General features: G+C 72.3%; 22 protein-coding genes. 10 read left to right on the top strand and 12 right to left on the bottom strand.

What is annotated here, in order from left to right:
• Nucleotide 1: 1 nt before the first annotated feature.
• Nucleotides 2–679 (bottom strand): TetR family transcriptional regulator, encoded by a 678-nt coding sequence (locus H4W80_RS17205; RefSeq protein WP_192786020.1) that lies wholly within the window; start codon nucleotides 677–679, stop codon nucleotides 2–4.
• A 98-nt stretch (nucleotides 680–777) separates the two neighbouring features.
• Here H4W80_RS17205 and H4W80_RS17200 point away from each other — a divergent pair, with 98 nt between their 5' ends.
• The 3 genes from H4W80_RS17200 to H4W80_RS17190 are packed head-to-tail and all read left to right on the top strand — an operon-like array spanning nucleotide 778 to nucleotide 4,264.
• Entirely contained in the window at nucleotides 778–2,316 is a 1,539-nt protein-coding gene (locus tag H4W80_RS17200) for an acyl-CoA carboxylase subunit beta (RefSeq protein WP_192786019.1), read from the top strand.
• Nucleotides 2,313–2,510 (top strand): acyl-CoA carboxylase subunit epsilon, encoded by a 198-nt coding sequence (locus tag H4W80_RS17195; protein WP_192786018.1) that lies wholly within the window; start codon nucleotides 2,313–2,315, stop codon nucleotides 2,508–2,510. Before H4W80_RS17200 ends, H4W80_RS17195 begins: the two co-directional genes overlap by 4 nt.
• A gap of 8 nt (nucleotides 2,511–2,518) precedes the next feature.
• On the top strand, nucleotides 2,519–4,264 hold the full coding sequence (locus H4W80_RS17190; protein ID WP_192793558.1) for an acetyl/propionyl/methylcrotonyl-CoA carboxylase subunit alpha: 1,746 nt from the start codon (nucleotides 2,519–2,521) through the stop codon (nucleotides 4,262–4,264).
• A 90-nt stretch (nucleotides 4,265–4,354) separates the two neighbouring features.
• On the opposite strand, the gene H4W80_RS17185 is transcribed toward H4W80_RS17190, so the two are convergent.
• On the bottom strand, nucleotides 4,355–5,713 hold the full coding sequence (locus H4W80_RS17185) for a cytochrome P450 (protein ID WP_192786017.1): 1,359 nt from the start codon (nucleotides 5,711–5,713) through the stop codon (nucleotides 4,355–4,357).
• A gap of 52 nt (nucleotides 5,714–5,765) precedes the next feature.
• Between H4W80_RS17185 and H4W80_RS17180 the strand changes: the two genes are divergently transcribed.
• Complete coding sequence (locus H4W80_RS17180) at nucleotides 5,766–7,439, top strand: serine/threonine-protein kinase (RefSeq protein WP_318786911.1); 1,674 nt, start codon at nucleotides 5,766–5,768, stop codon at nucleotides 7,437–7,439.
• Nucleotides 7,440–7,613: 174 nt separating this feature from the next.
• Complete coding sequence (locus tag H4W80_RS17175; protein WP_192786015.1) at nucleotides 7,614–8,666, top strand: TerC/Alx family metal homeostasis membrane protein; 1,053 nt, start codon at nucleotides 7,614–7,616, stop codon at nucleotides 8,664–8,666.
• A gap of 174 nt (nucleotides 8,667–8,840) precedes the next feature.
• Here H4W80_RS17175 and H4W80_RS17170 read toward each other — a convergent pair whose 3' ends face one another.
• Nucleotides 8,841–9,404 carry a TetR/AcrR family transcriptional regulator gene (locus H4W80_RS17170; RefSeq protein ID WP_192786014.1) on the bottom strand — a complete coding sequence of 188 codons (564 nt, stop codon included), beginning with the start codon at nucleotides 9,402–9,404 and terminating at the stop codon, nucleotides 8,841–8,843.
• Nucleotides 9,405–9,481: 77 nt separating this feature from the next.
• Between H4W80_RS17170 and H4W80_RS17165 the strand changes: the two genes are divergently transcribed.
• Nucleotides 9,482–10,348, top strand: coding sequence for an NmrA family NAD(P)-binding protein (locus tag H4W80_RS17165; RefSeq protein WP_192786013.1), 867 nt, complete (start codon nucleotides 9,482–9,484; stop codon nucleotides 10,346–10,348).
• 22 nt (nucleotides 10,349–10,370) lie between these two features.
• Here the strand turns inward: H4W80_RS17165 and H4W80_RS17160 are convergent, their stop codons facing one another.
• Genes H4W80_RS17160 through H4W80_RS17140 form a run of 5 tightly spaced genes read right to left on the bottom strand, consistent with a single transcriptional unit; the run spans nucleotide 10,371 to nucleotide 15,256 of the window.
• Complete coding sequence (locus H4W80_RS17160) at nucleotides 10,371–11,171, bottom strand: ABC transporter ATP-binding protein (protein ID WP_192786012.1); 801 nt, start codon at nucleotides 11,169–11,171, stop codon at nucleotides 10,371–10,373.
• Nucleotides 11,168–11,959, bottom strand: a complete 792-nt coding sequence (locus H4W80_RS17155) for an ATP-binding cassette domain-containing protein (protein ID WP_192786011.1) — start codon at nucleotides 11,957–11,959, stop codon at nucleotides 11,168–11,170. Before H4W80_RS17155 ends, H4W80_RS17160 begins: the two co-directional genes overlap by 4 nt.
• On the bottom strand, nucleotides 11,956–12,771 hold the full coding sequence (locus H4W80_RS17150; protein ID WP_192786010.1) for an ABC transporter permease: 816 nt from the start codon (nucleotides 12,769–12,771) through the stop codon (nucleotides 11,956–11,958). The genes H4W80_RS17155 and H4W80_RS17150 overlap by 4 nt, the downstream gene beginning before the upstream one ends.
• A complete protein-coding gene (locus H4W80_RS17145; protein WP_185077285.1) occupies nucleotides 12,768–13,733 on the bottom strand; it encodes an ABC transporter permease in 966 nt (321 codons plus the stop codon). The genes H4W80_RS17150 and H4W80_RS17145 overlap by 4 nt, the downstream gene beginning before the upstream one ends.
• Nucleotides 13,733–15,256, bottom strand: a complete 1,524-nt coding sequence (locus H4W80_RS17140) for an ABC transporter substrate-binding protein (protein WP_192786009.1) — start codon at nucleotides 15,254–15,256, stop codon at nucleotides 13,733–13,735. The genes H4W80_RS17145 and H4W80_RS17140 overlap by 1 nt, the downstream gene beginning before the upstream one ends.
• 118 nt (nucleotides 15,257–15,374) lie before the next feature.
• Here H4W80_RS17140 and H4W80_RS17135 point away from each other — a divergent pair, with 118 nt between their 5' ends.
• The 3 genes from H4W80_RS17135 (at nucleotide 15,375) to H4W80_RS17125 (ending at nucleotide 19,270) form a co-directional block, all read left to right on the top strand.
• Complete coding sequence (locus H4W80_RS17135; protein ID WP_192786008.1) at nucleotides 15,375–15,710, top strand: hypothetical protein; 336 nt, start codon at nucleotides 15,375–15,377, stop codon at nucleotides 15,708–15,710.
• Nucleotides 15,711–15,750: 40 nt separating this feature from the next.
• Nucleotides 15,751–17,967 carry a protein translocase subunit SecD gene (secD, locus tag H4W80_RS17130; RefSeq protein ID WP_192786007.1) on the top strand — a complete coding sequence of 739 codons (2,217 nt, stop codon included), beginning with the start codon at nucleotides 15,751–15,753 and terminating at the stop codon, nucleotides 17,965–17,967.
• A 70-nt stretch (nucleotides 17,968–18,037) separates the two neighbouring features.
• The gene (locus tag H4W80_RS17125; protein ID WP_192786006.1) at nucleotides 18,038–19,270 is read left to right on the top strand and encodes a MalY/PatB family protein; all 1,233 of its coding nucleotides are present in this window, start codon (nucleotides 18,038–18,040) and stop codon (nucleotides 19,268–19,270) included.
• 15 nt (nucleotides 19,271–19,285) lie between these two features.
• On the opposite strand, the gene H4W80_RS17120 is transcribed toward H4W80_RS17125, so the two are convergent.
• The 4 genes from H4W80_RS17120 to H4W80_RS17105 form a co-directional block, all read right to left on the bottom strand.
• Nucleotides 19,286–21,379: a SpoIIE family protein phosphatase gene (locus tag H4W80_RS17120; RefSeq protein WP_192786005.1), complete on the bottom strand. Its 2,094-nt coding sequence runs from the start codon at nucleotides 21,377–21,379 to the stop codon at nucleotides 19,286–19,288.
• 227 nt (nucleotides 21,380–21,606) lie between these two features.
• Nucleotides 21,607–22,221, bottom strand: a complete 615-nt coding sequence (locus tag H4W80_RS17115) for a TetR/AcrR family transcriptional regulator (RefSeq protein ID WP_192786004.1) — start codon at nucleotides 22,219–22,221, stop codon at nucleotides 21,607–21,609.
• Nucleotides 22,222–22,347: 126 nt separating this feature from the next.
• A complete protein-coding gene (locus H4W80_RS17110) occupies nucleotides 22,348–23,751 on the bottom strand; it encodes an L-fucose/L-arabinose isomerase family protein (protein ID WP_318786910.1) in 1,404 nt (467 codons plus the stop codon).
• 88 nt (nucleotides 23,752–23,839) lie between these two features.
• Nucleotides 23,840–24,637, bottom strand: coding sequence for an alpha/beta hydrolase family protein (locus tag H4W80_RS17105; protein WP_192786003.1), 798 nt, complete (start codon nucleotides 24,635–24,637; stop codon nucleotides 23,840–23,842).
• An 82-nt stretch (nucleotides 24,638–24,719) separates the two neighbouring features.
• Here H4W80_RS17105 and H4W80_RS17100 point away from each other — a divergent pair, with 82 nt between their 5' ends.
• A complete protein-coding gene (locus tag H4W80_RS17100; protein ID WP_192786002.1) occupies nucleotides 24,720–25,313 on the top strand; it encodes a TetR/AcrR family transcriptional regulator in 594 nt (197 codons plus the stop codon).
• The last annotated feature ends 5 nt before the right edge of the window (nucleotides 25,314–25,318 follow it).

Below are 25,318 nucleotides of genomic sequence, written 5' to 3'. Positions count from 1 at the left end.
TCTAGCCGGGCGGCTCCAGGTGCTGCTGGATGGCGGCCATGACGTCCTGGGGCGAGGCCGTACGGCTGAAGGTGGCGACGACGATCTGGTCGCCCTTGTCCTGCGGCTGCTCCAGGTGGCGGAAGGTGGCGATCACGTACCGGAGCGCGTGGTCGAGGGGGCCGGAGGGGTCGTACGTGCCGCCCGCGCGCAGCCATCCCCGCAGCACCTGGTTGTGCGCGGCCACCACGGAGGCGGCCATGAGCTCGGCCCGCAGGCCGGCGTCGGGGGAGTCGCCCAGCCATTCGCCGACGAACTCGCGGAACAGCCGCTGGTAGCGGGCCACGCTGGCGATCTCCCTGTCGCGTAGCGCCGGGACCCGGCGGACCAGGCGATATCGGCGCAGCGACACCTCGGCGTCGTCGACGTAGTGGGCGAGCACGATGCGCACCGCGTCGGTGATGGCCACGATCGCGGTGTCGGCGGTCGAGGCCCGCAGCCGCGCGGCGATCCTGTCCAGCAGGGTGTCGTGGTCGGGGAAGATCGCGTCTTCCTTGGAGCGGTAGTAGCGGAAGAACGTGCTGCGGCTCACGCCTGCTCGCGCGGCGATGTCGTCGACGGTGGTCTCGTCGTAACCGTGCTCGTCGAACAGCGCCACGGCGGCTTCGGCGAGGCGCTGGCTGATAGGCGGTTTCGGCACGTGGTCATTGTCTCGAAAGTTAGGGGTATCCAAGTGAGCGAAACTGAGTATCGTCATTATGAAACTGAGTCTTATCGGGGTCTTATCGGCGGTGGTGAATGTCAGCGCAGGGCACAGCGGGCAGCCTGGCCCGCCTCAAGGAGCGGTTGGACGAGGCAGTTCACGTGGGCGAGGCCCGGGCGGCGGCCAAGCAGCACGCGAAGGGCAGGCTGACCGCCAGGGAGCGGATCGAGCGGCTGCTGGACGCGGGCTCCTTCGTCGAGCTGGACGCGCTGGCCCGTGGCGGGCTCGTGTACGGCGACGGCGTGGTGACCGGCTACGGGACCATTGACGGCCGCCAGGTGTGCGTCTTCTCGCAGGACTTCACGGTGTCCGGCGGCAGCCTCGGCGAGGTGTACGGGCAGAAGATCTGCAAGGTCATGGACCTGGCCATGAAGAACGGCGTGCCGATCATCGGCATCAACGAGGGCGCGGGGGCGCGCATCCAGGAGGGCGTGGTCTCGCTCGGCCTCTACGGCGAGATCTTCCGCCGCAACATCCGGGCCTCCGGCGTGATCCCGCAGATCTCCCTGATCATGGGCGCGTGCGCGGGCGGCCACGTCTACTCGCCGGCCCTCACCGATTTCACGATCATGGTGGACGAGTCGTCGCACATGTTCGTGACGGGCCCGGACGTCATCAAGACCGTCACCGGCGAGGACGTCACCTTCGAGGAACTGGGCGGCGGCCGGGTGCACAACAGCCGCAGCGGCATCGCCCACTACCTGGCCCACGACGAGGACGACGCGCTCGACTACGCGCGGGCGCTGCTGTCCTACCTGCCGCAGAACAACCTGGACGACGCGCCGCACCCCGAGTTCGAGGCCGACCTGGAGCTCGGCGCCGACGACCTGGCGCTGGACGCGCTGGTGCCGGACTCGCCGAACCAGCCGTACGACATGCACGAGGTCATCGCGGCCCTGCTGGACGACGGCGAGTTCCTGGAGGTGCAGCCGCTGTTCGCGCCCAACATCGTGGTCGGCTTCGGGCGCGTCGAGGGCCGGTCGGTGGGCGTGGTGGCCAACCAGCCGATGCGCCTGGCCGGCACGCTCGACATCGACGCCTCCGAGAAGGCCGCCCGGTTCGTCCGCACCTGCGATGCGTTCAGCATCCCGGTGCTCACGCTCGTGGACGTGCCCGGCTTCCTGCCCGGCACCGAGCAGGAGTGGAACGGCATCATCCGCCGCGGCGCCAAACTCCTGTACGCCTACGGCGAGGCCACGGTCCCGCTGGTCACGGTGATCACCCGCAAGGCGTACGGCGGGGCGTACGACGTGATGGGGTCCAAGCACCTGGGCGCGGACGTGAACCTGGCCTGGTCCACCGCGCAGATCGCGGTGATGGGCGCCCAGGGCGCGGTCAACATCCTGCACCGCAAGCGGCTGGCCGCCGCCGACGACCCCGACGCGCTCCGGGCCGAGCTGGTCCGCGAGTACGAGGACACCCTCGCCACCCCGTACCTCGCGGCCGAGCGCGGCTACGTGGACGCGGTGATCGCGCCGAGCGAGACCCGGCGCGAGGTCACCCGCGCGCTGCGGCTGCTGCGCGGCAAGCGCGACGCCCTGCCGCCCAAGAAGCACGGGAACATCCCGCTATGAACGTGATCAAGGGTAATCCCTCGCCGGAGGAGCTGGCCGCGCTGGTCGTGGCGCTGCGCGCTCTGGCAGATGACGACGTTCCCGAGCCGCCCCTCAGCAGCACGCCTCCCCGTCGCCGCGTGCTGCGCCGCCCGTTGGTGACCGGCCCCCGCGGATGGCGGGAGTCGAGCTGGAGTCTTGGAGGATCCCTGTGAGCACGACCTTGCGTAAGGTGCTCGTCGCCAACCGCGGCGAGATCGCCGTCCGGATCGTCCGGGCCTGCCGCGACGCCGGCATCGCCTGCGTGGCGGTCTACGCCGACCAGGACCGCGACGCGCTCTTCGTCCGGATGGCCGACGAGGCGTACGCGCTGGGCGGCGCCACGCCGGGGGAGACGTACCTGTCGATCGAGAAGATCATCGAGGTGGCGGCGCGGTCGGGCGCCGACGCGGTGCACCCCGGGTACGGCTTCCTGGCCGAGAACTCCGGGTTCGCCCAGGCGGTCATCGACGCCGGGCTGGTGTGGATCGGGCCGCCGCCCGCGGCGATCACCGCGCTCGGCGACAAGGTGCAGGCCCGGCACATCGCCCAGAAGGTCGGCGCGCCCCTGGTGGCCGGGACCCCCGACCCGGTGTCCGGCGTGGACGAGGTCCTGCGCTTCGCTGAGCAGCACGGTCTGCCGATCGCGATCAAGGCCGCGTTCGGCGGCGGCGGGCGCGGGCTCAAGGTTGCCCGCACCCTGGAGGAGATCCCCGACCTGTACGACAGCGCCGTGCGCGAGGCCGTGACCGCGTTCGGGCGGGGCGAGTGCTTCGTGGAGCGCTACCTGGACCGGCCCCGGCACGTGGAGACGCAGTGCCTGGCCGACGCGTACGGCAACGTGGTCGTGGTCTCCACCCGCGACTGCTCGCTGCAGCGCCGCCACCAGAAGCTCGTCGAGGAGGCGCCCGCCCCGTTCCTCACTGCGGAGCAGGAGGCCCTGCTGCGCGGGAGCTCCAAGGCGATCCTGCGCGAGGCCGGCTACGTCGGCGCCGGGACCTGCGAGTTCCTGGTCGGCCAGGACGGCACGATCTCGTTCCTGGAGGTCAACACCCGCCTGCAGGTGGAGCACCCGGTCACCGAGGAGGTCACCGGCATCGACCTGGTGCGCGAGATGTTCCGCATCGCGGCGGGGGAGGAGCTCGGCTACGACGACCCCGAGCCGCGCGGCCATTCCATCGAGTTCCGGATCAACGCCGAGGACGCCGGACGCAACTTCCTGCCCGCCCCCGGCACCATCACCGGCTGGCGCGCCCCCTCCGGCCCCGGCGTCCGCCTCGACGCCGGTTACGAGCAGGGCGAGACCGTGCCCGGCTCCTTCGACTCGCTGATCGCCAAGCTGGTCGTCACCGGCGCCACCCGCGAGCAGGCCCTCCAGCGTGCCCGCCGGGCGCTGGCGGAGTTCGGGATCGACGGCATGCCGACCGTGCTGCCGTTCCACCGGGCCGTGGTGGCGGAGGAGGCGTTCACCGCGGCGCCCTTCACCGTGCACACCAGGTGGATCGAGACCGAGTTCGACAACCGCATCGCCCCCTACGACGGCACGCCCGCCGAGGCCCCGGAGCAGGGGGAGCGTGAGCGGATCACCGTCGAGGTGGCGGGCAAGCGCCTGGAGGTCGTCCTCCCCGCCGGCACCGCGAGGCCGCGGGCCGCCAAGGCCGCTCCCCGGCGGGAGAAGAGAGGCTCGGCCAAGGCCGCCGCCGCCAGCGGGAACGCCCTGGTCAGTCCGATGCAGGGCACCATCGTCAAGGTGATGGCCACCGACGGCGACGACGTGACCGCCGGTGCCACGATCGTGGTGCTGGAGGCCATGAAGATGGAGCAGCCGCTCACCGCCCACAAGGCCGGGACCATCGTCGGGATGTCCGCCCAGGTCGGGGCCACGGTGGCGGCCGGCACCGTGATCTGCGAGATCAAGGACCCGGCATGAGGCCGAGCCGCCCGCGCGTGATGCCGCCGCCGGACGCCGGGCCGGCGCCGCCCCACGGCCGGTCGGCGCTTGAGGCGAAGGCCCGGCTGGTCAGCGCTTGAGGCGTAGGCCGCGCAGGAAGCCCCACAGCCCGCCGGTCCGGGACGACTCCGGCCCGGCCTGGGCCTCGCCGGCCGCGGACGGCTGCGCCGCGGGCGCGTCGGCGCCGCCGGAGGCGCGCTCACCCGCCGGCACGTAGCCCTCGGCGAGCTCGAACTGGACCGGCAGGGAGCGCAGGGCGCGCATGAAGGGCGAGGGACGCCAGGGCAGCTGGTCGGCCGGGAGCGCGAGCTTGATCTTGGTGAGCCGGCTGAACAGCCGGCGTACGGCGATCGTGGTCATCTGGGTCGCCAGCCGGTGCCCCAGGCAGCTGTGCGGCCCCGCGCCCCACGCCAGGTGCGCGCGCGTGCTGCGGATGGCCTCGTGGTCGAGAGCCCCGGCGAAGCGGGGATCGGCGTGGGCGCCCGCGACGGAGAGCATCACCGGATCGCCGGCGGCGATCGTGTAGTTGCCCATCTTCACGTCGGTCTTGGGGAAGCGGAAGGTCAGGTTGGCCATCGGCGGGTTGAGCAGCGCGACCCGGTTGACCGTCTCGTCGATCGCGCCCACCGACAGGCTCGCGCGCACGTCCCGGTTGGAGACGACCTCGACGACGACGTTGCAGACGAGGCTGGCGGTGAAGTCGAGCAGTCCGGGCAGCATGAGCAGCTCGCGGGCCAGCTCGTCCAGCGTGAGGTCCGGACAGGCCGCGATCATGTAGGAGGGCAGGTCCTCGCCGGGCCGCTCCCGCTTGGTGACCGCGAGCTCCGTCATGGCCGCGTACAGCCGCTCGAACGCCGCGGCCGCGTCGGGCCCGGCGTCGATCATCCGCCAGATGTCCATGACGACCTCTTCGCCGCGCGCCGCGGAGAAGCCGAGCATGCGGTTGGCGACCATCAGCGGCAGCGGCCGGGCGTACTGGGCGGCCAGGTCGGCCCACCCCGTGGAGCCGCCCTCCGCGAGCACGCCGATGAGGTCGTCGGCGTACTGTGCGACGGCCTGTTCGAGCAGCTGGGCCTGCGGCTGGGTGTGGTCCTGGAACGGCGCCAGCGCCTGCGTCCACGCGTTGCGCAACCGGCGCTGCGCGGCGCCCTCCGAGAAGGCCGAGTTGTTGACCTGGAAGACGGGCAGCAGCGGCCAGTCCGCGGGGATCCGGCCCTCGACGTTCATCCGCCATCTGTCCACGCTCTTGGTCCAGATGCCGCCGGAGTTCTGCAGGACGCGGAGCACCTCCTCGTAGCCGAGGACGAACCAGACCGGCACGCCGAGGACGTCGACCGGGGCGACCGGGCCGTACCTCTTGCGCAGGCGTTCGTGGACGAAGGCGGGGTCCGCGTCATAGTCCCTGGTCAGCAGCGGTTCTACGGACATCGACAACAGTGGTTCTGCGGGCTGCTGGGCCCATGGGCCGTGGGTCACGGGGATGAACTACCTCTCTGGGAGCTTTGGGCCGGTTCGCTCAAGAGATCTGAAAGCATCACGCAAAGCGCCCGTCATGGCAAGAGGAAAGTGTACGGCCTGTCTTGAATCATGGACGCTGCGTGGTCCCCGGTGGCTTTTTCAAGTGATCTGCTATCAAATGTCATGCATCGACGATCACAATCCCTGGGTGAGCCCTGAACCCCAGCAAATAGGCCCATACACCATCATCCGCCCCTTGGGCCAGGGCGGTATGGGGATCGTCTACCTGGCCCGGGACCAGGGATCCCGGCTCGTCGCGCTGAAAAGACTGCGTGACGGACCGGCCGGCGACGCGGGCTTCCGCCGCCGGTTCACCAGGGAGGTCGAGGCCGCGCGCCGCGTGGCCCGCTTCTGCACGGCGCCGGTGCTGGACGCGGGCATCGACGGCGAGAGCGCGTACATCGTCACCGAGTACGTGGACGGCCCCGACCTGGCCACCGCCATCAGGGAACGCGGTGCGATGGCCGGGGCCGACCTGGAGGCCCTGGCCGTCGGCGTGGCGACCGCGCTCACCGCCATCCACCAGGCCGGGGTCGTCCACCGCGACCTGAAGCCGCAGAACATCCTGCTCAGCCCCGTCGGCCCGCGGGTGATCGACTTCGGCATCGCGCAGCTCGTGGAGCCGGACGCGAGCCGGTCCACCGGGATCGTGGGGACGCCCGCGTACATGTCGCCGGAGCAGGCCACCGAAGGCCTGATCACGGCCGCGAGCGACGTGTTCGCCTGGGGCGGCGTGGTGGCGTACGCGGCGACCGGGCGGCCGCCGTTCGGGTCGGGGGGCGCGCCGGAGGTGCTGTTCAGGGTGGTGCACTACGCGCCCGAGCTGACGGGCCTGGACGAGCGGCTCAGGCCCCTGGTGGAGCGGGCGCTGGACAAGGACCCGGCGCGGCGGCCGACGGCGCAGCAGCTCCTCGACCGCCTGCTCGGCCGGGAGTCGGTCTCGGTGGACACCGGGGTCCGCACGGTGAGCAGCTCGTGGGCGGCCTCGCGCGCCCGCCGCCGGGCCGCGTCGGCCGCCGGCGGCGGGGACGCGCCGGCCGTCCGCCGTTGGAAGGCCCCCGCCCTGGCCGCCGGCCGTTGGAAGGCCCCCGTGGCGGTCGCCGCCGCGCTCCTGGTGACCGGGGCCACGGTCGCCGCGGCCTGGCGTCCCTGGGAGACGGCCACCCACGGTGGGGGACCTTCCCCGGCCACCGCGAACTCCCCGGCGGCGTACGACGGCGGCGTTCCCCCGCTCGCGCAGCAGGACACCTCCGTGCGGAACCTGGACAGCCGGCGGGTGCCCGTCCACATCACGATCGACAACCTGTACCGCGTGGACGGATTTCTCCGGCTTGAGCTGACCGTGAGAAACGATGCCAAGGACGGCGCAGACGCGGACCTGTACACGATTCTGGGCCGGGACTCGTACGACCTCGCGAGCATCGGCCTGACCTACAAGGGCGCGTCGAAGACGCTCCGCCCCTACATCGAGGAGGGCGGCACCTGCATCTGCTCCAGCTGGGATTCGGTCAACAGCATCGGCCCGGCCAAGTCCCTCCTCCTCGTCGCGGAGTTCGACAACGTGCCGTGGACGGCGAAGAGGGCGGACCTCGACCTGCTGGGGCTCGGGCAGTTCAAGGACGTCCCGATCACCTGATCCGGGCACCATAGTGGAGCCTTAGCGGGATATGTCCTACTCTGGGGCTGCGAGGGGAGTACTTCCCAAGTGCCGATCCGGTCAGTACGGACGTACCAATGCGTCCCCGGACGGCCGCCCGCTACCCCCGGGTGAAGGAGACCTCGAACGGCTGAGCACGTTCGAGGAGGTTTTATGTCCGTGGGGACAATTCTGGCTGCGCCCGATCAGGGCAGCATCGCGTCCGTCACCCTGTGGGCGGTCACCGTGGCCGCCCTGGTCCTGCTGCTGGTGATCGACATCCTGCTGACCCGGCGCCCGCACGAGGTCCACATGCGCGAGGCCCTGGCTTGGTCCGCGTTCTACCTGGTGCTGCCGCTGGGCTTCGGCGCGTACCTGTGGGGGGCTTTCGGCACCGGGACGGCGGTGGAGTTCTTCACCGGGTACGTGGTGGAGAAGTCGTTGTCGGTCGACAACCTGTTCGTGTTCATGCTGCTGCTGACGGCCTTCGCCGTACCGAACGAGCTGACCCAGCGGGTGCTGCTGTACGGCATCGTCGGGGCGCTCGTACTGCGCGTGATCTTCATCGCGCTGGGCGCGGCGGCGCTGCAGAGCGGCACGTGGGCGTTCCTGCTGTTCGGGGCGGTCCTGATCGTCACCGCGGGCAAGGTGCTCAAGGAGGCGCTGAAGGGGGAGGAGCAGCACGTCGACGTCTCCTCCATGCGCAGCGTCCGGCTGCTGCGCCGGTTCGTCCCGGTCACCCCTGACTACCGCGGCTTCCGCCTGACGGTGCGCGAGCACGGCCGCCTGGCGATCACCCCGCTGGCCCTGGCCACGGTGGCGGTGTTCGCCACCGACATCGTCTTCGCCGTCGACTCGGTGCCCGCCGTCTACGGGGTGACCGAGGACCCGTTCCTCGTCTTCGCCACCAACGCCTTCGCGCTGCTGGGCCTGCGGGCGCTGTACTTCGTGCTGCGGGACGCCCTGGCCAAGCTGCGGCACCTCAACCACGGCCTGGCCGTCATCCTGGCCTTCATCGGCGTCAAGCTGGTCCTGCACTGGGCGCACGGCATCTGGGCGTGGGTGCCCGAGATCCCCACCCTCGCCTCCCTCGGCGTCATCGTCGGGGTCCTGATCACCGTCACGCTCACCAGCCTGTACGCCGGCCGGCGCGACGGCTCGGCGCCCGAGCCCGGCGACGACGCCGAACGCCCCAAGGCCCTGCAGCACGACCAGCTCGACCCGTGAGATCGACGACCGCGCGGGACCGCGCGGACCCGGCCGTCGGGGAGAAGTAGCGAGGCCGTCCGGGGCTGCGCGGACCTGGCCGTCAGGGGGAGGCGGCCAGGCCGTCCGGGGTTGCGCGGGCCCGGCCGTCAGGGGGAGGCGGCAAGGTCGTCCAGGGTCGCGCGGACCTGGCCGTCAGGGGGAGGCGGCGGCCAGGCCGTCCAGGGTGACGGTGATGTGGCGGTCGGCGGCGGCGGGGGACACCTGCTCGTGAAGCCAGGCGGCGGCGGACGTGAGGGCGGTCACGTCCGCGCCGCTCGCGTCGGCCCGCAGGGCGCCCGATTCGCGCCCCCGCGCGACGAGCAGCTCGCCGATCTCGGCCATGCGCACGCAGGAGGCGTGCAGCTCCGACGCCTCGTCGTCCAGACCGCCGGCGATCAACGCGGCCAGGCCGCGGTAGGTGGCGGCGTGCGCCGTGGCCGCGCGGACCCAGGCGGCGAGCGCGTCCGGCGCCGGGCCGGTCAGGAGCCGCTCGCCGAGCTCGAACAGGGCCGCGTTGCGATCCCTGAGCAGCGCGCCGATCAGGGCGCGGCGGCTGGGGAAGTGGCCGTAGAGCGTGCCGATGGCCACCCCGGCACGCCGCGCGACGCCCTCCAGGCTGGACTCCACGCCCTGCTCCCTGAAGGCGGCGTCGGCCTCGGCGAGCAGGCGCTCGTAGTTGCGTCGGGCGTCGGCACGGGGCCGTCGGGTCGTGGTCATACGGGCTTCCCTAGTAATCCGAGGCTGCCTCGATATACGCTTAGTCGAGGTTGCCTCAGTTTAGCGGAAGGCTTGTCATGATCTTGGTTACCGGAGCCACCGGATCCATCGGCACGCACCTCGTGCGGCTGTTCCAGGAGAAGGGAGTGGCGTTCAAGGCCCTCGTCCGCGACGAGGGCAAGGCGCGGGCCCTGGGCTGCGACGTCGTGGTGGGGGACTTCGACGACCCCGGCTCGCTCGTTCCTGCCATGGAGGGCGTCGACCGGCTCTTCCTCAACGCCGGCGGCGCCCAGCCGGTGGACGGCGAGCAGCCGATGGTCCGCCAGCAGAAGGCGGCCATTGACGCGGCGCGGGCCGCCGGGGTGTCGCGAGTGGTGAAGGTGTCGGTCTCGGGCGCCCACCGGGGCGGCCGCCTGGCCCAGGGCGCGCACTGGGAGATCGAGGAGTACCTCAAGGCGTCGGGGCTCGGCTGGTCGATGCTGCGGCCCGGCGGATTCATGCAGAACTTCGTCACCGGGACGGCGGGCTTCACCGCCGACGGCAAGCTCCTCGACGTTTACGGGGGCGCGCCGGTGTCGTACATCGACTGCCATGACATCGCCGCCTGCGCCGCCGCGCTGCTCACCGGGTCCGGCGGTCTGGGCGAGACCTACGAGCTCACCGGCCCCCAGGCGCTCACCTGCGCCGAGATCGCGCAGGAGCTCTCCGCCGCACTGGGCCGGACCGTCGAGCACGCCGAGCTGTCCCCGGACGAGCTGGCCGCCGGGCTGCGCGCCCAGGGACTGCCCGCGCGGTTCGCCGACGACCTGGCCGAGCTCTCCCGGCAGGTGGCGAGCGGCTCGATGGCCGCCACGACGACCGCGGTCAGGGACCTGACGCGTCGTGAGCCCCGGACGTTCGGAGAGTTCCTCGCGGCCAACGCGGAGGCACTGCGCGCCGGCTGAACGGCCGGACCGGTGCGGCCCGTCAGGATGCCGGGGGCTGGACCCGGGCGGCGCGGCTGAGGCGCGGCACGCTCTCGATGAGCCTGCGCGTGTACGGGTGCTCGGGCGAGCCGAGCACGCTCGCCGTCGGCCCCTGCTCCACGACGCGGCCGCGTTCGATGACGGCCGTCTCCCGGCAGAGCGCGGCGACCACGCTCAGATCGTGCGAGACCACCACCACGGTCAGCCCCCGGCTCTCGCCCAGCTCGGCCAGCAGCTCGACCACCCGCACCCTGGTCGACACATCGAGCGCGCTGACCGGCTCGTCGGCGAGCAGGACGCGTGGCCCGCACACCACGGCCCTGGCGATCGCGAGGCGCTGCCGCTGGCCGCCGGAGAACTCGTGCGGGTAGCGGCGCGCCGCGTCCGCGGGCAGCCCGACCGACTCCAGCGCCCCGGCCACCCGCTCGGCCGCCTCCCGCCGCCGGGCCGCCCGGGAACCGGGGGCGAGCAGGCCCATGGCGCGCAGCGGCTCGGAGACGATCCTGTCCACCCGCTGGCGCGGGTCCAGCGACGAGTACGGATCCTGGAACACCGGCTGGACGGCGCGCCTGAACGACCGGTCCCGCGGCGACAGCTCGGCGCCCTCGAAGCGGACCTGCCCGGAGGTCGGCCTGGCCAGCCCGAGCAGCAGCCGCAGCAGGGTCGTCTTGCCCGCCCCGGACTCGCCGACCAGTGCCAGGTTGCGCCCCGCCGTCACGGCGACCGACACGCCTTCGAGCACGGGCGTCCCGCCCCGGTACGCGAACCCCACGTCGTGGGCCGCCAGCACGGGAACGCTCATGGGGCCAGCCGGTCCAGCTCGGCCTCCAGCGCCCAGGCGCTGTCCACCAGCGAGCGCGTGTACGCGTGGCGCGGCTCGCGCACGATGTCACGTGTCCTTCCCGACTCCACCATGGAGCCGTCCTTGAGCACCACGACCCGGTCGGCCACGTCCGCGACGACGGCCAGGTCGTGCCCGATGAGCAGCAGGGCCATGCCCCGCCCCGCCACCAGTCGGTCCAGCAGCGCCAGCACCTCCGCCTGCACGGTCACGTCCAGCGCCGTGGTCGGCTCGTCGGCGATCAGCAGGTCCGGCTCGCAGGCCAGCGCCATCGCGATGGCCACCCGCTGCCGCTGGCCGCCGGAGATCTCGTGCGGGTAGGCCGAGGCGACCCGCTCCGGCAGCCGTACCTCCGACAGCGCCGCCATGACGGCGGCGCGCAGGGGACGGCCGCGCAGGCCGCGCCGCCGCCGGATCGGCCCGGCCACCTGCCGGCCCACCCGCATCAGCGGGTCGAGCGCGGCCAGCGGCTCCTGGAAGACGACGCTCGCGGCGCGCCCGCGCACGCCGTCCAGCCGCCGGGACGGGGCCCCGACGACCTGCGTCCCGCCCAGCAGCACGCTGCCGTGCGCGGTCATGCCCGCGGGCAGCAGGCCCATGACGGCCAGCGCGGTCAGCGACTTGCCCGAGCCCGACTCGCCGACCAGGCCGAGCCGCTCGCCGGACGCGAGCGTGAACGACAGGCCGCGCAGCAGCTCGTGCCCGTTCGCCCGCCGTACCGACAGGTCCTCGACTTCCAGCGGCGTCATCGGGCCCTCCTGTCGCGCAGGCCGTCGGCGAGCAGGTTCACGCCGACCACGAGGACGACGAGCAGCACGCCGGGCGCTACGGCCCCGGTCGGCGCGGTCAGCACGGTGGCCTGGGCCTCCTGCAGGAGGCGGCCCCACGAGGCGTTCGGCGGGGGCGGGCCCAGTCCCAGGTACGACAGCGACGCCTCGGCCAGCACGGCCAGGCCGAGCTGGAGTGCCAGGTTGACGAGCAGGGTCGGCCAGATGTTCGGCAGCACGTGCTCGACGATCACCCGTGGCCACGAGGCGCCGGACGTACGCGAGGCCGTGATGTAGTCCTGCGCGAGCACCCGCTTGACCAGCACCCTCGTCAGCCGCGCCACGACGGCGGACATGGCCAGCCCGATCGCCAGCACGGCCGACCCGAGCGACGCCTCGCGCACCGCCGCCACCAGCATGGCCAGCAGCAGCGTGGGGAAGGCGATGAGGAGGTCGAGCCCGGCCGACAGCACGTCGTCCAGCCACCGGGTCGCGAACCCGGCGACCAGCCCGGCGGCCACCCCCAGCACGCCGCCCAGCAGCACGGACCCGGCTCCCACGGTCAGCGCGATGCGGGCGCCCACCATGAGCTGGGTGAGCAGGTCACGGCCCAGCTTGTCGGTGCCCAGCAGGTGCGCGCCGCCCGGCGGCGACAGGCGCCCGCCGGAGGTGTCCGACGGATCGTACGGCAGCCAGAGCAGCGACACGACGGCGACCGCGAGGATCGCCCCCACCAGCACGCATCCGATCAGGAGCGAGCGCCGTCCGCGCACCGGCCGGGGGGCACCGCTCATGGCCGCCCCCCGCTCACGTGCGCGCGCAGGCGCGGATCGACCAGCCGCTGCACGACGTCGGCGGCGAACCCGATCACCAGCACCGCGAACGTGCTGACCGCCAGCACGCCCTGGATGACCGGATAGTCGTGCTCCGCGATGCCCTCGACCAGCAGCGTCCCGAGCCCGGGCAGCGCGAACACGCTCTCCACCACCACCGCTCCCAGGAACGTCGTGGCCAGCTCGATGCCGAGGATCGCGATGACCGGCACGGACGCGTTGCGCAGCCCGTGCCGCCACATCGCGCCTCCGAACGACGAGCCCAGGGCCCGCGCGGTCCGCAGGTAGTCGCTGCCCAGCACGTCCACCGTGGCCGCGCGAACGTACCGGATGAGCGAGGCCGACATGACGACCGCGATCGTCACGACGGGCAGCGCCAGCGACGTCAGCGCCCGCGCCGGATCGGCCCAGTCGTCACGCGGGAACCCGCCCGCCGGCAGCACCCGCAGCCGCAGCGCGAAGACCGTCACCAGCAGCATCCCGATCCAGAACACCGGCACCGCGATGCCCAGCTGGGCGAGCCCGTTCAGCAGCGGCCCGTACCAGCGCTCGGCCCGCCACGCCGCCAGGAACCCCACCGGCAGCGCCACCACCACCGCCAGCGCGAACGCCAGCAGCGTCAACGGCACCGTGACCACCAGCCGCTCGGCGATCTCCGCGCCGACCGGCAGCCTGCTGACCAGCGACGTCCCCAGATCCAGGCGGGCCAGCCCACCCAGCCACGCCCCGAACTGCTCCGGCAGCGGCAGGTCCGAGCCGATCTGCCGGCGCGCCGCCGCGATCTGCTCGGGCGTGGCACCGACCGGCAGCAGCGCGTTCGCGGGGTCGCCGGGCAGCAGCCGCAGCAGCACGAACAGCGCCGAGGCCGCCAGCAGCAATGACCCGAGCAGGAACGCCGTACGGCGCAGCAGGTAACGAGCCATCAGCCCTTCTTGATCCCGTAAGCGTAGAACTGCGAGTTCAGGCCGTTGACCGGGTAGCCGGACAGCTTCGAGGAGGCCACGACGATCTGCGGGTAGAGGTAGATCCAGTCGCTCGCGGCGTCCTCGGCGATCTGCCGGTTGGCCTTCTTCAGCAGCTCGGTCTGCTCCTGCTCGGTGCGGGCCTGCTCGGCCTCCTCGACCCACTGCGTGACCTGCTTGTTGTCGTAGCCCCAGTAGAAGTCCGGGTCGCCGTACCAGACCACGTCGCGGTCGTTGACGTGCTCCTGCAGCGTGGCGGCGAAGTCGCGGTCCTTGTAGACCTTCGAGTACCACTGGTCGGCGGTGATGACGTTGACGTCGACCGTGATGCCCACCTTGGCCAGCTCGCTCTTGATGAACGTGGCGGCCGTCGGGTGCGGGTCGTAGTTGGGCGTGTCGAGGGTGAAGCGGAAGCCCTTGGGGTAGCCGGCCTCGGCGAGCTGCCGCTTGGCCAGCTCCACGTCGTACGGGTTCACCTTGGTCAGGTCCTCGTACCACGGGTCGGTGGGCGGCACCATCGAGCCGATCACGCTGCCGTGACCGGCCCAGACGGACTCCAGCAGCTTGGCGTCGTCGATCGCCGAGGAGACGGCCTTGCGCACGAGCGGCTTGTCGAACGGGGCCTTGCGGTCGTTGAAGGCGAGCAGCAGCTTGGTCGTGGAGTGGCCCTCGCTGACCTTGTAGTCCGGGTTGCCGGTGAACTGCGCCAGCGCGTCGGGGCTCTGCTCGCTGGTGACGACGTCTACGGCGTTCGTCAGCAGCGCGTTGTTGAGCGCGGCGGCGTCGGTGAAGTAGTGGAAGACCACGCCGTTGTTGGCGGGCCGGGCGCCCCAGTAGCCGGGGAAGCGCTCCAGGCTGAGCGTGGAGCCGCGCTTCCAGGCCCCCAGCTTGTACGGCCCCGTGCCGTCCTCGCCCGTGGCCAGGTCTTCGGCGGCGGAGTTCACGATCCACACGTACGAGAGGTTGTACACGAGGGAGATCGACCGGCTCGACAGCTTGACCACGACGGTGGCGTCGTCGGGGGCCTCGACCGACTTGATCGCCTTGAGGCTGCTCTTGCGGGCCGACTGGGAGCCGTCGGCGATGACCCTTTCGATGCTGGCCTTCACGTCGGCGGAGGTCAGCGCCTTGCCCGAGTGGAACGTCACGCCCTTGCGCAGCTTGAACGTGTAGGTGAGGCCGTCGGGGGAGACCTCGTGGCTCTCGGCCAGCAGCGGCTCGACCTTGCCGTCGTCGGTGAGCCTGAACAGGCCCTCGTAGACGTTGCCGTTGAACGCCTCGGTCACGCCCTGGCCGCCGCCCGCCGTGTTGTCGAGGTTCTGCGGCTCGTACAGGGAGCCGATCTCGATCACGGCTCCGGCGTCGGGCGTGGCCGGTGCGCCGCTCGCGCCCGCGCCGCCGGTCCCGTTCCCCGGGCCGGAGCCGCACGCGGCGAGGGCGAGGGCGAGTGCGGCCACGACGCCGGCGAACTTGCTGGTCACCATAACTCCTGAGTAATACGCACTAAATGTGTAGGTTTAGGCGACTATATCGTGTTGGTCCGCCGTGCCACGGCCGGCCTCCTTCCTGGGCTAAGTTGAGGCTCGAGGAGAAGGAGGCGACATGCGCACCAGGCTGCCTGCCGCGCTGCTCCTCCTCCTGTCGTGGTTCCTGCCGGCCCCCGCCCATGCCCAGGTCGCCTCGCACGTCGTGGCGGTGCACGCCAGGGTCCAGGAACCTCCGGGGCTCCAGCGGGAGCCGTACCGGGAGGTCGTGGGCCAGGCCCGGCACGGCCTGCTCGGCACCGCCCCGCCCGCGGGGCCGGCCGTGCTGCCGTCGGTCCTGCCGGGGCCGCGGCGGGGCTGGACGGCCGTGGTCGCGAGCCCGGCCGCCGACGTCCCCGCCGACCGCCGGCCGGCGGCGGCCCCCGCGCGGGGGCCTCCCTCCACAGGGTGCTGAAGATCCCCCTTTCGCACATCTGAGCCTGTGGAGGCTTTTCATGTACCGTGCGCCTGTTTGGCGTGCGGTGACGGCCCTTGCCGTCATCGCGATCTCCCTGATCTTGGCCCTGGTCAGCGCCCCGCGCCTGGGCCTGGATCTACGCGGGGGCACCCAGCTCGTCTTCGAGACGAGGGACTCGCCCACCGTCAAGGCCGACTCGGCCGCCACCGACCGCGCCCTCGACGTGCTCCGCCAGCGGGCGGACGCGCTCGGCGTGGTCGATCCCACCCTGGTCCGCTCCGGTGAGCGGCGGATCATCGTCGAGCTGCCCGGCGTGCTCGACCCGCGGCAGGCGGCCGAGGTCATCGGCCGTACCGCGCAGCTCGCCTTCCACCCCGTCCTCGGTGAGGGCGACGAGAGCGGTGTACGTGACGAGAACGGCGGGCGGCTGCGGCTCGGGCCCGCCGCCATCACCGGCGACGGCATCGCCGACGCCGTCGAGCAGAGCGACCCCCAGCGCGGCCCCGGCTGGTGGGTGAGCATCGACTTCCGCGACGCCGGCGCCTGGCAGCGGATGAGCGGCGCGGCGGCCTGCGAGCCGGTGGGCGATCCCAAGCGCCGGATCGCGATCGTGCTCGACGACGAGGTCATCTCCTCGCCGCCGCTCGACCCGTCGATCCCGTGCCGGACCGGCATCCCCGGCGGGAAGGCGGACATCACGGGCTCGTTCACCCACGAGGAGGCCCGCGACCTGGCCGTGCTGATCAAGGGCGGCGCGCTGCCCGTGCCGCTCACCATGGTCGAGCAGCGCACGGTCGGCCCGACGCTCGGCGCGGCGGCCATCGACGCGAGCGCCAAGGCGGCGGTCGCCGGGCTGGTGCTGACGGCCGCCTTCATCGTCGCGGTCTACCGGATGTCCGGGCTGCTCTCGACGATCGCGCTCGCCTGCTACGGCCTGATCTCCTACGCGGCGCTGGTGGCGATGGGGGCGACGTTCACGCTGCCCGGGCTGGCCGGGTTCGTGCTGGCGATCGGCATGGCCATCGACGCCAACGTGCTGGTCTTCGAGCGGGCCAGGGAGGAGTACGACCAGGGGCGCGGCCGCGGCCTGAAGCCGGCCCTGCACCGAGGGTTCAGGAACGCCTGGAGCGCCATCGCCGACTCCAACGTCACCACCCTCATCGCCGCGGGCCTGCTGTTCTGGCTGGCCTCGGGGCCGGTGAAGGGCTTCGGGGTGACGCTGGCCGTCGGCGTGCTGGCCTCGCTGGTCTCGGCCATGCTCATCACCCGCGTGCTCGCCCACGCCGTCATCGGCCGGGTCGGGCCACGCCTGTCGGGCCTGGGCTCGCCGGGAGCCGTACGCACCTGGCTGACGCGCAGGAACCCCCAGCTCATGAAGGCCAGGAGGTTGTGGCTGGCGGTCGCGGGCACGCTGGTGGCGGCGGCCGTCGCCGGGCTGCTGACCCGCGGGCTGAACTTCGGCGTGGAGTTCACCGGCGGGCGGCTCGTCGAGTTCGCCACCGCGAAGCCCCTGTCGGCCGACGTCGCGGGGCAGGCCGTCTCGCGTGCCGGGTTCCCCTCGGCGGTCGTGCAGGCGAGCGGCGACGGCGTCACCGTACGCGCCGGGCGGCTCGGCCTGGAGGACGTGGCCAGGATCGAGCAGGAGCTGGAGCGGCAGGCGGGGGAGGTGACCAAGCGCAGCGAGGAGTTCGTCGGCCCGAGCCTGGGCCAGGAGCTGCGCCGCAACGCCCTCGTCGCGCTCGGCGTGGCCGTGTCCATGCAGCTGGCCTACCTGGCGGTCAGGTTCAGGTGGACGTTCGGCGCGGCGGCGGTGCTGGCGCTGCTGGTGGACGTGACCGTGGTGGCGGGCCTGTTCGCGTGGCTCGGCAAGCCGATCGACGGGATCTTCCTGGCCGCGATGCTGACCATCGTCGGCTACTCGGTCAACGACAAGGTCGTGGTCTTCGACCGGGTACGCGAGCTGTGGTCGCCGGGCCGCCCGTTCGTCACGGCGGTGAACTCGGCCATCCTGCAGACCATGCCGCGCACGGTCAACACCGGCCTCGGCGCGCTGTTCATCCTGCTCGCGCTCATGGCCTTCGGCGGGGACTCCCTGCGGGACTTCGCGCTGGCGCTGGTGACCGGGATCGTGACGGGCACGCTGTCGTCCGCCTTCGTGGCGGGGCCGCTGGCCGTCTGGCTGGCCCGGTACGACCGCAAGCCGCCTCCGGGGCCGCCCGTCAAGCGCCGGCGCGTCTCGGGGGCCGTGGTTTAAGCCCTACATGGGGATATAGCGTGATCCGGGGCCGCGTCCCCGAGCAGGAGAAAGGTCACGAGGTGATCGGATGAAGAAGGCAGGCTCCGAGGTGCCGGAGAGCCGGCGGGCCGATCCTCTCGTACGGCTGTCACTCGAACGGCTGCGCGAGCGCACGAGCATGAAGTGGCGCGCGCACCCCGACGACGTGCTCCCGCTCTGGGTGGCGGAGATGGACGTGCCGCTGGCCCGTCCCGTCGCCGAGGCGCTGCACAGGGCGATCGACCTCGGCGACACCGGCTACCCGTACGGGACCGCCTACGCCGAGGCTCTCGCGGAGTTCGCCCGCGAGCGATGGGGCTGGGACGGCCTGCGCGTCGAGCACACGGCCGTCGTGCCCGACGTCATGATGGGCATCGTCGAGGTCCTCCGCCTGATCACCGCCCCCGGGGACGCGGTCGTCGTGTGCTCGCCGGTCTATCCGCCCTTCTACGCGTTCGTCACGCACGACGGGAGGAAGATCGTCGAGGCGAGGCTCGGCCCGGATCTGCGGGTCGACCTCGCCACCCTGGAGGAGGCGTTCGTCCGCGCGCGGAGCCGGGGCCGTCGCGCGGCGTTCCTCATGAGCAACCCGCACAACCCGACCGGCGTCGTCCACACCCGCGATGAGCTGCGGGAGATCGCCCGGCTCGCCCAGAAGCACGGCGTCCGGGTGATCTCCGACGAGATCCACGCCCCGCTCGTGCTGCCGGGAGCCGGCTTCGTCCCGTTCCTCGGCGTCGAAGGATCCGAGAACGGCTTCGCGCTGATTTCCGCGTCCAAGGCCTGGAACCTCGCCGGTCTCAAGGCCGCCCTGGTCATCGCGGGCGCCGACGCCGCCGGCGACCTCCGGCGCATGCCCGAGGAGGTCGGCCACGGCCCCAGCCACCTGGGCGTCATCGCGCACACCGCGGCATTCCGCGAGGGCGGGACCTGGCTCGACGAGCTGATTCTCGGCCTCGACGCGAATCGCGCCCTCCTGGGGGAACTGATCGCGGAACACCTCCCCGAGGCGCGCTATCGACCGCCCGAGGGCACCTACCTCGCCTGGCTCGACTGCACGTGGCTCGGCCTGCACGATGACGAGCGGAGCGACGGGCTCGGCGTCGTCAGCGACGTCGCGGGGCCGGCGAAGCTGTTCCTCGACCGCGCCCGCGTCGCGGTGAGCTCGGGGCACGTGTTCGGCTCCGGCGGGGCCGGCTGCGTGCGGCTCAACTTCGCCACCTCGCCGGACATCCTGCGCCAGGCGCTGTCCAGGATGGGGCGCGCGGCGCGCGAGCCGTGACCACCGGTCGGCGCCTCACGTCCTGCAGAGGAGCACCGCGATGTCGTCCATGCGCTGCTCGGCCGTGGCCTGCTTGATGAGCGACTCGGCCAGGTCGTTCAGGGGCTGGCCGGAGGTGGGCATGAAGCGCTCGGCCAGGTCGTCGATGGCGTCGCCGATGCTGCGGCCCGGCTCCTCGATGAGGCCGTCGGTGTAGAGGGCCAGCACGGAGCCGGGCGGCATCGGCACCTCCGTGGTGGCGTACTCGGCGTCGGGGTCCACGCCGAGCAGCAGCCCGGGGGAGGAGTCGATGGCCTCGGTACGCCACCCGGGCCGGCCGAACAGCGGCGGCAGGTGCCCCGCGCTGGCCAGGCAGGCGATGCGCTTGCGCAGGTCGATGTGGACGTACAGGCAGCTGGTGAACCGGTCGGGGGACAGCTCGCTGAGCAGCCGGTTGGTGCGCGCGAGCACCTCGCCCGGGCTGGCCCCGGAGGTGGCGTGGGCGTGGATGGCGGTGCGCACCTGGCCCATGAGGGCGGCCGCGGTCACGTCGTGGCCCTGCACGTCGCCGATGACCGCCGCGGCCATGGTGTCGCTCAGGCGGATGAGGTCGTAGAAGTCGCCGCCGATGTCCATGCCCGGGGTGGCGGGCAGGTAGTGGGCGGCCAGTTCGAGGCCGCAGATCTCGGGCAGCCTGCGCGGCAGCAGGCTCTTCTGCAGGCACTGGGCGAGCTGGTGCTTGACGTCGTACAGCCGGGCCCGCTCGTACGCCTGCGCGATCAGCCCCGCGAGCGCCGTCAGCGTGGCCCGCTCGCTCGCGGAGAACTGGTGCGGCCGGTTGTAGGCGAGGACGCACGTGCCGATCGGATGACCCGAGATGACCAGCGGCAGGAAGGCCCAGGCGGACATGTCGTCCGAGCGGATGGCGCCCGGGTACGCCTTGCGCAGCTCGTCCCACGTGGAGAAGAACGTCGGCTGGCCGGCGTCGAAGGAGTGGTTGGCCGGGTCCGGCGGGATCACCGGACGGCCGTCGAAGTCCTGGATGGCCTGCGGGCTGTAGCCGCGCGAGGCGTCCACGCGCAGCCGCCCGCCCTTCGAGGTCAGGATGGCCAGGGCCTGGACGTTGTAGACGGGCATGACGTGGTCGGCCACCAGGTCGACCACCTCCTGCGCGGTCACCGCGCGCGAGAGCTTGGTCGCCAGGTGCAGGATCTCGTGCAGCGCGACGTTCGGGGACGGCCGCTCGGCCCCGGCCGCCAGGTGGCCCGGACCGCGGGCGCCGACGGCCGGCGTGATGCGCACGGTGATCCCCGACAGGCCGGGGAAGAACCGGAACGACAGCTGGTGCCCGGCGGGGTTGCGCACCGTGAAGTGGGTGACCTGGCGGCCGACGACCGCGGCGCGGTAGGCGTCCTCGTACGCGGGGACGTTCATCCACGGCAGCGCCTCGCCCAGGCGTTTGCCGAGCAGCTCGGACGCGGCGCTGAGCAGCAGGTCGGCGGCCGGGGCGCTGAGAAGGGTCACGCGCCCGTTCACGTCCAGCGAGCCGTAGCCCTCGGGCAGCCGGTTCAGGCAGTCGAGCGCGACCAGGTCGGGCCGCGGGTCGGCCTTGCGCTTCGGGTCCAGCACGCGGGGCCGGGGGGCCGGCCTGATCGGCTGCCCCTGCGCGGCGGCCTCCTGGAGCACCTCGACCATCTGGCCGCCGATGTCCTCGATCCGGTCGAGCTGGCGCTGGGTCAGCCGGCTCACCCGCCCCGCCGGCCACAACAGCACGAGGCCGCCCCAGACGGTGCCGTCGGAGATGAGGGGGTGCGCGGCGGCCGCGAAGTCGTACGGCAGCGACAGCGCCGCCGACGGGAACTCGCGCGCCAGGCCCTCCCTGTCGGGGACCCAGACCAGCCGCCGCTCGGACACCGACGTGGCGATCGGCGCGCGGTCGTTCGTCCTGACCCTGGCCCACGCCTTGGCGATCATGGGTGGCAGCCCCAGCTGGCTGTCCATCTTCAGGACGTCGCCGTCCTCGTCCAGGAGGTAGAGGCAGCCTATGTGCGCCCGTGTGCTGACGACGGCTTCGACCAGCAGCTCGTCCAGGAGGGACGAACCAGTCGCCAGGGCGCCGTTCCCCCGCACCGCCTCAGCCCGTCTCGCTCACGAGGTGCGAGCGCCCGAATTGTCTGAAACCTCGCATATGGGCAGAATACACGCAGGCATGTAGCAGATTGCTTACGGTCCGCTAGGGCGTAGATCTAGCGGAGGGGCGCCGGGGAAGATCTCGCTTGACGTGTTTGCGAAATGTTCGTCATGAAGCGGCCCCGCCGCTCGGAGATTCTTGAAGCCCTCCCCGCCGGAAAGCGGTGTCACGCGGACAGCTTGAGCGCCCGGTCGAGCAGCTGGTGCATGTGCGCGCGGAAGCGGCGCAACGTGCGGGGATCGTCGGCGTAGCGGCGCTGCCCGGTCCCGTCGAGCACCCCGCTCAGCGTGAACCCGTGGATGCACCAGATCATCGTGTACGCGGTGAACTGCGCGTCGGCGTCCGCGGGCTTGGCGATCGCGTCGATGCTGTCGATGGCGCGCTGGGTCAGCGGCTGGGCGTTGAGCGGCTCCAGGTCGATGTCGCTGGCGTCGGACAGCCAGCGGTGCATCCACAGCGCGGGCACCTCCGGATGGTCGGCGCACAGGTCGATGTACCCGTCCACGAACCGGTGCAGCGCCTCCGGCCGCCGCTCGGGCGGGGTGTCCCGCAGCTCGTCGGCCCTGGCCACGATGACCTCGGACAATACCCGGTGCGCCTCCTCCATGACCGTGAGGTAGAGCCCCCGTTTGGTGGGGAAATGCGCGCCGAGGGCCGCCGTGCCCAGCCCGGCGGCCTCCGCGATCTGCTCGGTGGAGGTGCCGTCGTAGCCGAGCGCGGCGAACAGCCTGGTCGCCGTCCGCAGGATCAACTCCCGCTCGCCGCCTTCTGGAGAGCCCATGGAGGCGACCCTAGATCGGCGGCGGCATGCAGTCCGTTAATCGATCGACAAGCGCAGGTAAAAGTAGTCCCTCGAACGCCGTTGCCGGACCCTCCGCAGGTCCGGGCCCGGCAGGGTCGTCCAGGGTCACACCTGGAGGTATTCCGCGTCCAGCAGGTGGGCCAGGGCCTTGAGCTCGGCGCCGCGGTGGCCGGTGCCGAGGGCCCAGTGGTGGGACATGCCGGTGGCGCTCCAGTCGTCGGTCCACTCGCCGGGGTCGCGGCCGAAGTCGACGCGGGACGTGGTGTTCCCGATCTGCAGGTGCGGCCCGTCCACGGTCTCGCCCTCCGAGGCCACCAGGGCGAAGCGGCCGTCGCGGCGCTGGATGATCCCGAACGCCGTCACCGGCCCGTGCTTGACGTCGAACTCCACGGAGACGCCCCACCCCCGCTTCCCGTGGTAGACGCCGAGCCCGCGCAGGAGCGGCCTGCGGGCGCTGATGGCCAGGTGGGCGGGGCCGTCGTGGCCCATCTCGACGTGGCCCCGGTGGAAGTCCAGCGCCTGGAGCTCGGTGAACGACCCGCCCCCGCCCAGCCGGTCCATGATCAGCATGGCCAGGCTGGTGCGCAGCTCGTACTCGCCGGCCGCGGGGATGCCGCGCGCGGTGAGCAGGGACGCGCCCAGGATCATCCCGGCCCCCAGCCGCTCGTGCGTCTCGCCGTCCAGGCCGCGGTGGTAGTACGCCAGGCTGTCCAGCGAGAAGTCCTCCACCAGCCGGTCCAGGCCGACGGAGACGCGGCAGGCCCACTCGAGGTCGGTGTCGTTGACGCTGTCGGCCAGCTCGAAGATCTTCTCCGTCTCGGCGCGCTTGGCGGCGACCTCGGCGTCGGTGACCTTCTCCACGCGCACCCGCAGGTCGTCGAACTCCAGCACCTCGACGTGCCCGCCGAAGTTCGCCGAGACGAGCGTGAGGTCGGTGGAGACGTCCAGCATGCCGGGGTAGAGGTGCCCCATCAGGCCGTGCCGGCCGTGCCGCAGGGCCGCGCGGGCGCCGGCGGCGCGCACCCAGCTCGTGATGCGGGCCCAGGCGCGCTCGTCCTCCAGGTAGCCCGACACCGAGCGGAACGGGATGCCGCACCGCTGGAAGGCGTTGGCCATCTCGGGCAGCGGGCAGGCGCCGCAGTAGGCGAGCCACTGGCCGGTGTCGAACGTGGCGTGCTCCATCGACTCGGTCGGCTGCAGGTTGATCAGCAGCACGGGCGCGCCGCTGCGCTGCGCGATGGGCACGAGCATGGTGGCCGTCATGTACGTGGTGAGGAATCCGACGATGAGGTCGCAGTCGGCCGCCCGCAGCTTCTCGGCCGCGACCGCGCCCTCCTGGGCGTCGGAGATGAACCCGACGTCCACGATCTCCGCGTCCAGCTCCCGCATCCGTTCGGAGACCCGGTCGGCCGATCGCTGGAGCTGGGGGAGCAGGTCGGGGAACTGCGGCCAATATGCGCCCAGCCCGCCGGCGACCAGTCCGACACGGGTCTTCGTCTTGCTTGCCACGGTGATGCCCTCCTGAGGGGTGAAGGGTGGGTGCCGGGAGAGTTTCGGACAAAAGTATAGATCTTTTCCGAAACCTCACCATAGGGCATCAGGAGCGAAGCGTGCGGTCCAGGAAGTCCACGACCGTGCGGGCCAGGGTCAGCCGGTGGTCGGACAGGGCGTGGTCGGTGGGGAAGAGGTGGTGCTCCAGCCGTGGCACCGGATGCGCCTCGTAGGCCCGGACCAGCGGGTGGTGGTGTGTCGGCGCGGGCGTGACGGGATCGCGTCCCGTGCCGATGAGCAGCACGGGCCGGTCGGCCAGGCGCGGCGCGAGCGCCGCCAGGCTCCACTCCTGCCCGCCCGCCTCCATCTCGGCCACCAGGGCCGCGGCGCTGGTGCCCTGGAGCGGCAGCAGCTCGCCCTCCCAGTCCCGCAGGTAACCCTCCCGCGCCGCCGGGTCCGCGAGGCAGGCCGCCGCTCCCACTCCCAGGTCGAACGCCGCCACCGAGGCGACCGCGCGGACCGCGGGATCGGCGGCGGCCGTCATCAACGCCGTGAAGCCGCCCATGCTGTGCCCCACCACGCCCAGCCGATCGGGATCCAGCCGGGGGTCCAGGCGCACCGACTCCACCACGCGGGCCGCGTCCTCCAGCAGGTGGCGCCACGACCAGGACCCGCCGACGCCCCACGACCCCCGGTAGTGGAAGACCAGCGATGCGTAGCCCGCCCGGCGCAGCTCCTGGGCCAGGTCGAAGTTGCGCTCGTTGCCCGGGAACCCGTGCAGCAGCACCACGATCGGATGGGGTCCGGGCCCGGCCGGCAGGTGCAGGACGCCGAGCAGCCGGTGGCCGCCGCTCTCGAATGAGACGGCGGGCGTGCTGGCGGGAGGGTCGTACGCGTCGGTCACGCGGGTCTCCGTAGATCATCGAACCGGTCGTTTCGATGCGAAACTTAGCAGAGACTTGGAACCGGCCGGTACCATCTGACGTATGCCCGTACCCAAAGGCGCGTCCCTCGACCCCGTCCAGACCCGGGCGACCATCCTGCGCGCCGCCACCGGCCTGCTGTACGAGCGCGGCCTCGACGGCATCGGCGTGGCCGAGCTGTGCGCGACCGTCGGCGCGTCCAAGGAGACCCTCTACCGGCACTTCGGCTCCAAGGACGGGCTGGTCCAGGCCGTGCTCGAGGCCCGCAGCGACCACGTCGTACGCTGGCTGCGTGAAGCCGCGGAAGCGGCCGGCGACGACCCGGCCGGCCAGCTCGCCGCGGTCTTCGACGCGCTCGCCGGCTGGTACGCCGAGCCCGCCTTCCGCGGCTGCGCGATCGTCAACGCCTCCGCCCAGTGGCACGACGGCGTCCCGCGCACCGTCGCCGCCCGGCACCTCGACCGCCACCTCGATCTGCTGACCGGCATCGCCCGCCGGGCCGGCGCCCGGCAGCCGGAGGTCCTGGGCCGGCAGCTGCTGATGCTGGTGGAGGGCGCCACCGTGCTCGCCGACCACCACGGCGAGCGCGACGCCGCCGCCACGGCCAAGCAGGCGGCCCTGGCCCTACTGCGGCAGCAGGGCGAGGACACGCCCTGAAACCC

The organism is Nonomuraea angiospora (assembly GCF_014873145.1).
GTDB lineage: Bacteria > Actinomycetota > Actinomycetes > Streptosporangiales > Streptosporangiaceae > Nonomuraea > Nonomuraea angiospora.
This window is presented reverse-complemented; position numbering and strand designations above follow the sequence as displayed.

Coding starts and splice junctions, on each gene's coding strand:
- H4W80_RS17145 (WP_185077285.1), bottom strand. CDS start 13,733: ATGGCTCGTTACCTGCTGCGCCGTACGGCGTTCCTGCTCGGGTCATTG.
- H4W80_RS17180 (WP_318786911.1), top strand. CDS start 5,766: ATGAACTACCTCTCTGGGAGCTTTGGGCCGGTTCGCTCAAGAGATCTG.
- secD (WP_192786007.1), top strand. CDS start 15,751: ATGTACCGTGCGCCTGTTTGGCGTGCGGTGACGGCCCTTGCCGTCATC.
- H4W80_RS17165 (WP_192786013.1), top strand. CDS start 9,482: ATGATCTTGGTTACCGGAGCCACCGGATCCATCGGCACGCACCTCGTG.
- H4W80_RS17125 (WP_192786006.1), top strand. CDS start 18,038: ATGAAGAAGGCAGGCTCCGAGGTGCCGGAGAGCCGGCGGGCCGATCCT.
- H4W80_RS17200 (WP_192786019.1), top strand. CDS start 778: ATGTCAGCGCAGGGCACAGCGGGCAGCCTGGCCCGCCTCAAGGAGCGG.
- H4W80_RS17195 (WP_192786018.1), top strand. CDS start 2,313: ATGAACGTGATCAAGGGTAATCCCTCGCCGGAGGAGCTGGCCGCGCTG.
- H4W80_RS17100 (WP_192786002.1), top strand. CDS start 24,720: ATGCCCGTACCCAAAGGCGCGTCCCTCGACCCCGTCCAGACCCGGGCG.
- H4W80_RS17160 (WP_192786012.1), bottom strand. CDS start 11,171: ATGAGCGTTCCCGTGCTGGCGGCCCACGACGTGGGGTTCGCGTACCGG.
- H4W80_RS17140 (WP_192786009.1), bottom strand. CDS start 15,256: ATGGTGACCAGCAAGTTCGCCGGCGTCGTGGCCGCACTCGCCCTCGCC.
- H4W80_RS17150 (WP_192786010.1), bottom strand. CDS start 12,771: ATGAGCGGTGCCCCCCGGCCGGTGCGCGGACGGCGCTCGCTCCTGATC.
- H4W80_RS17185 (WP_192786017.1), bottom strand. CDS start 5,713: ATGTCCGTAGAACCGCTGCTGACCAGGGACTATGACGCGGACCCCGCC.
- H4W80_RS17135 (WP_192786008.1), top strand. CDS start 15,375: ATGCGCACCAGGCTGCCTGCCGCGCTGCTCCTCCTCCTGTCGTGGTTC.
- H4W80_RS17155 (WP_192786011.1), bottom strand. CDS start 11,959: ATGACGCCGCTGGAAGTCGAGGACCTGTCGGTACGGCGGGCGAACGGG.
- H4W80_RS17115 (WP_192786004.1), bottom strand. CDS start 22,221: ATGGGCTCTCCAGAAGGCGGCGAGCGGGAGTTGATCCTGCGGACGGCG.
- H4W80_RS17170 (WP_192786014.1), bottom strand. CDS start 9,404: ATGACCACGACCCGACGGCCCCGTGCCGACGCCCGACGCAACTACGAG.
- H4W80_RS17175 (WP_192786015.1), top strand. CDS start 7,614: ATGTCCGTGGGGACAATTCTGGCTGCGCCCGATCAGGGCAGCATCGCG.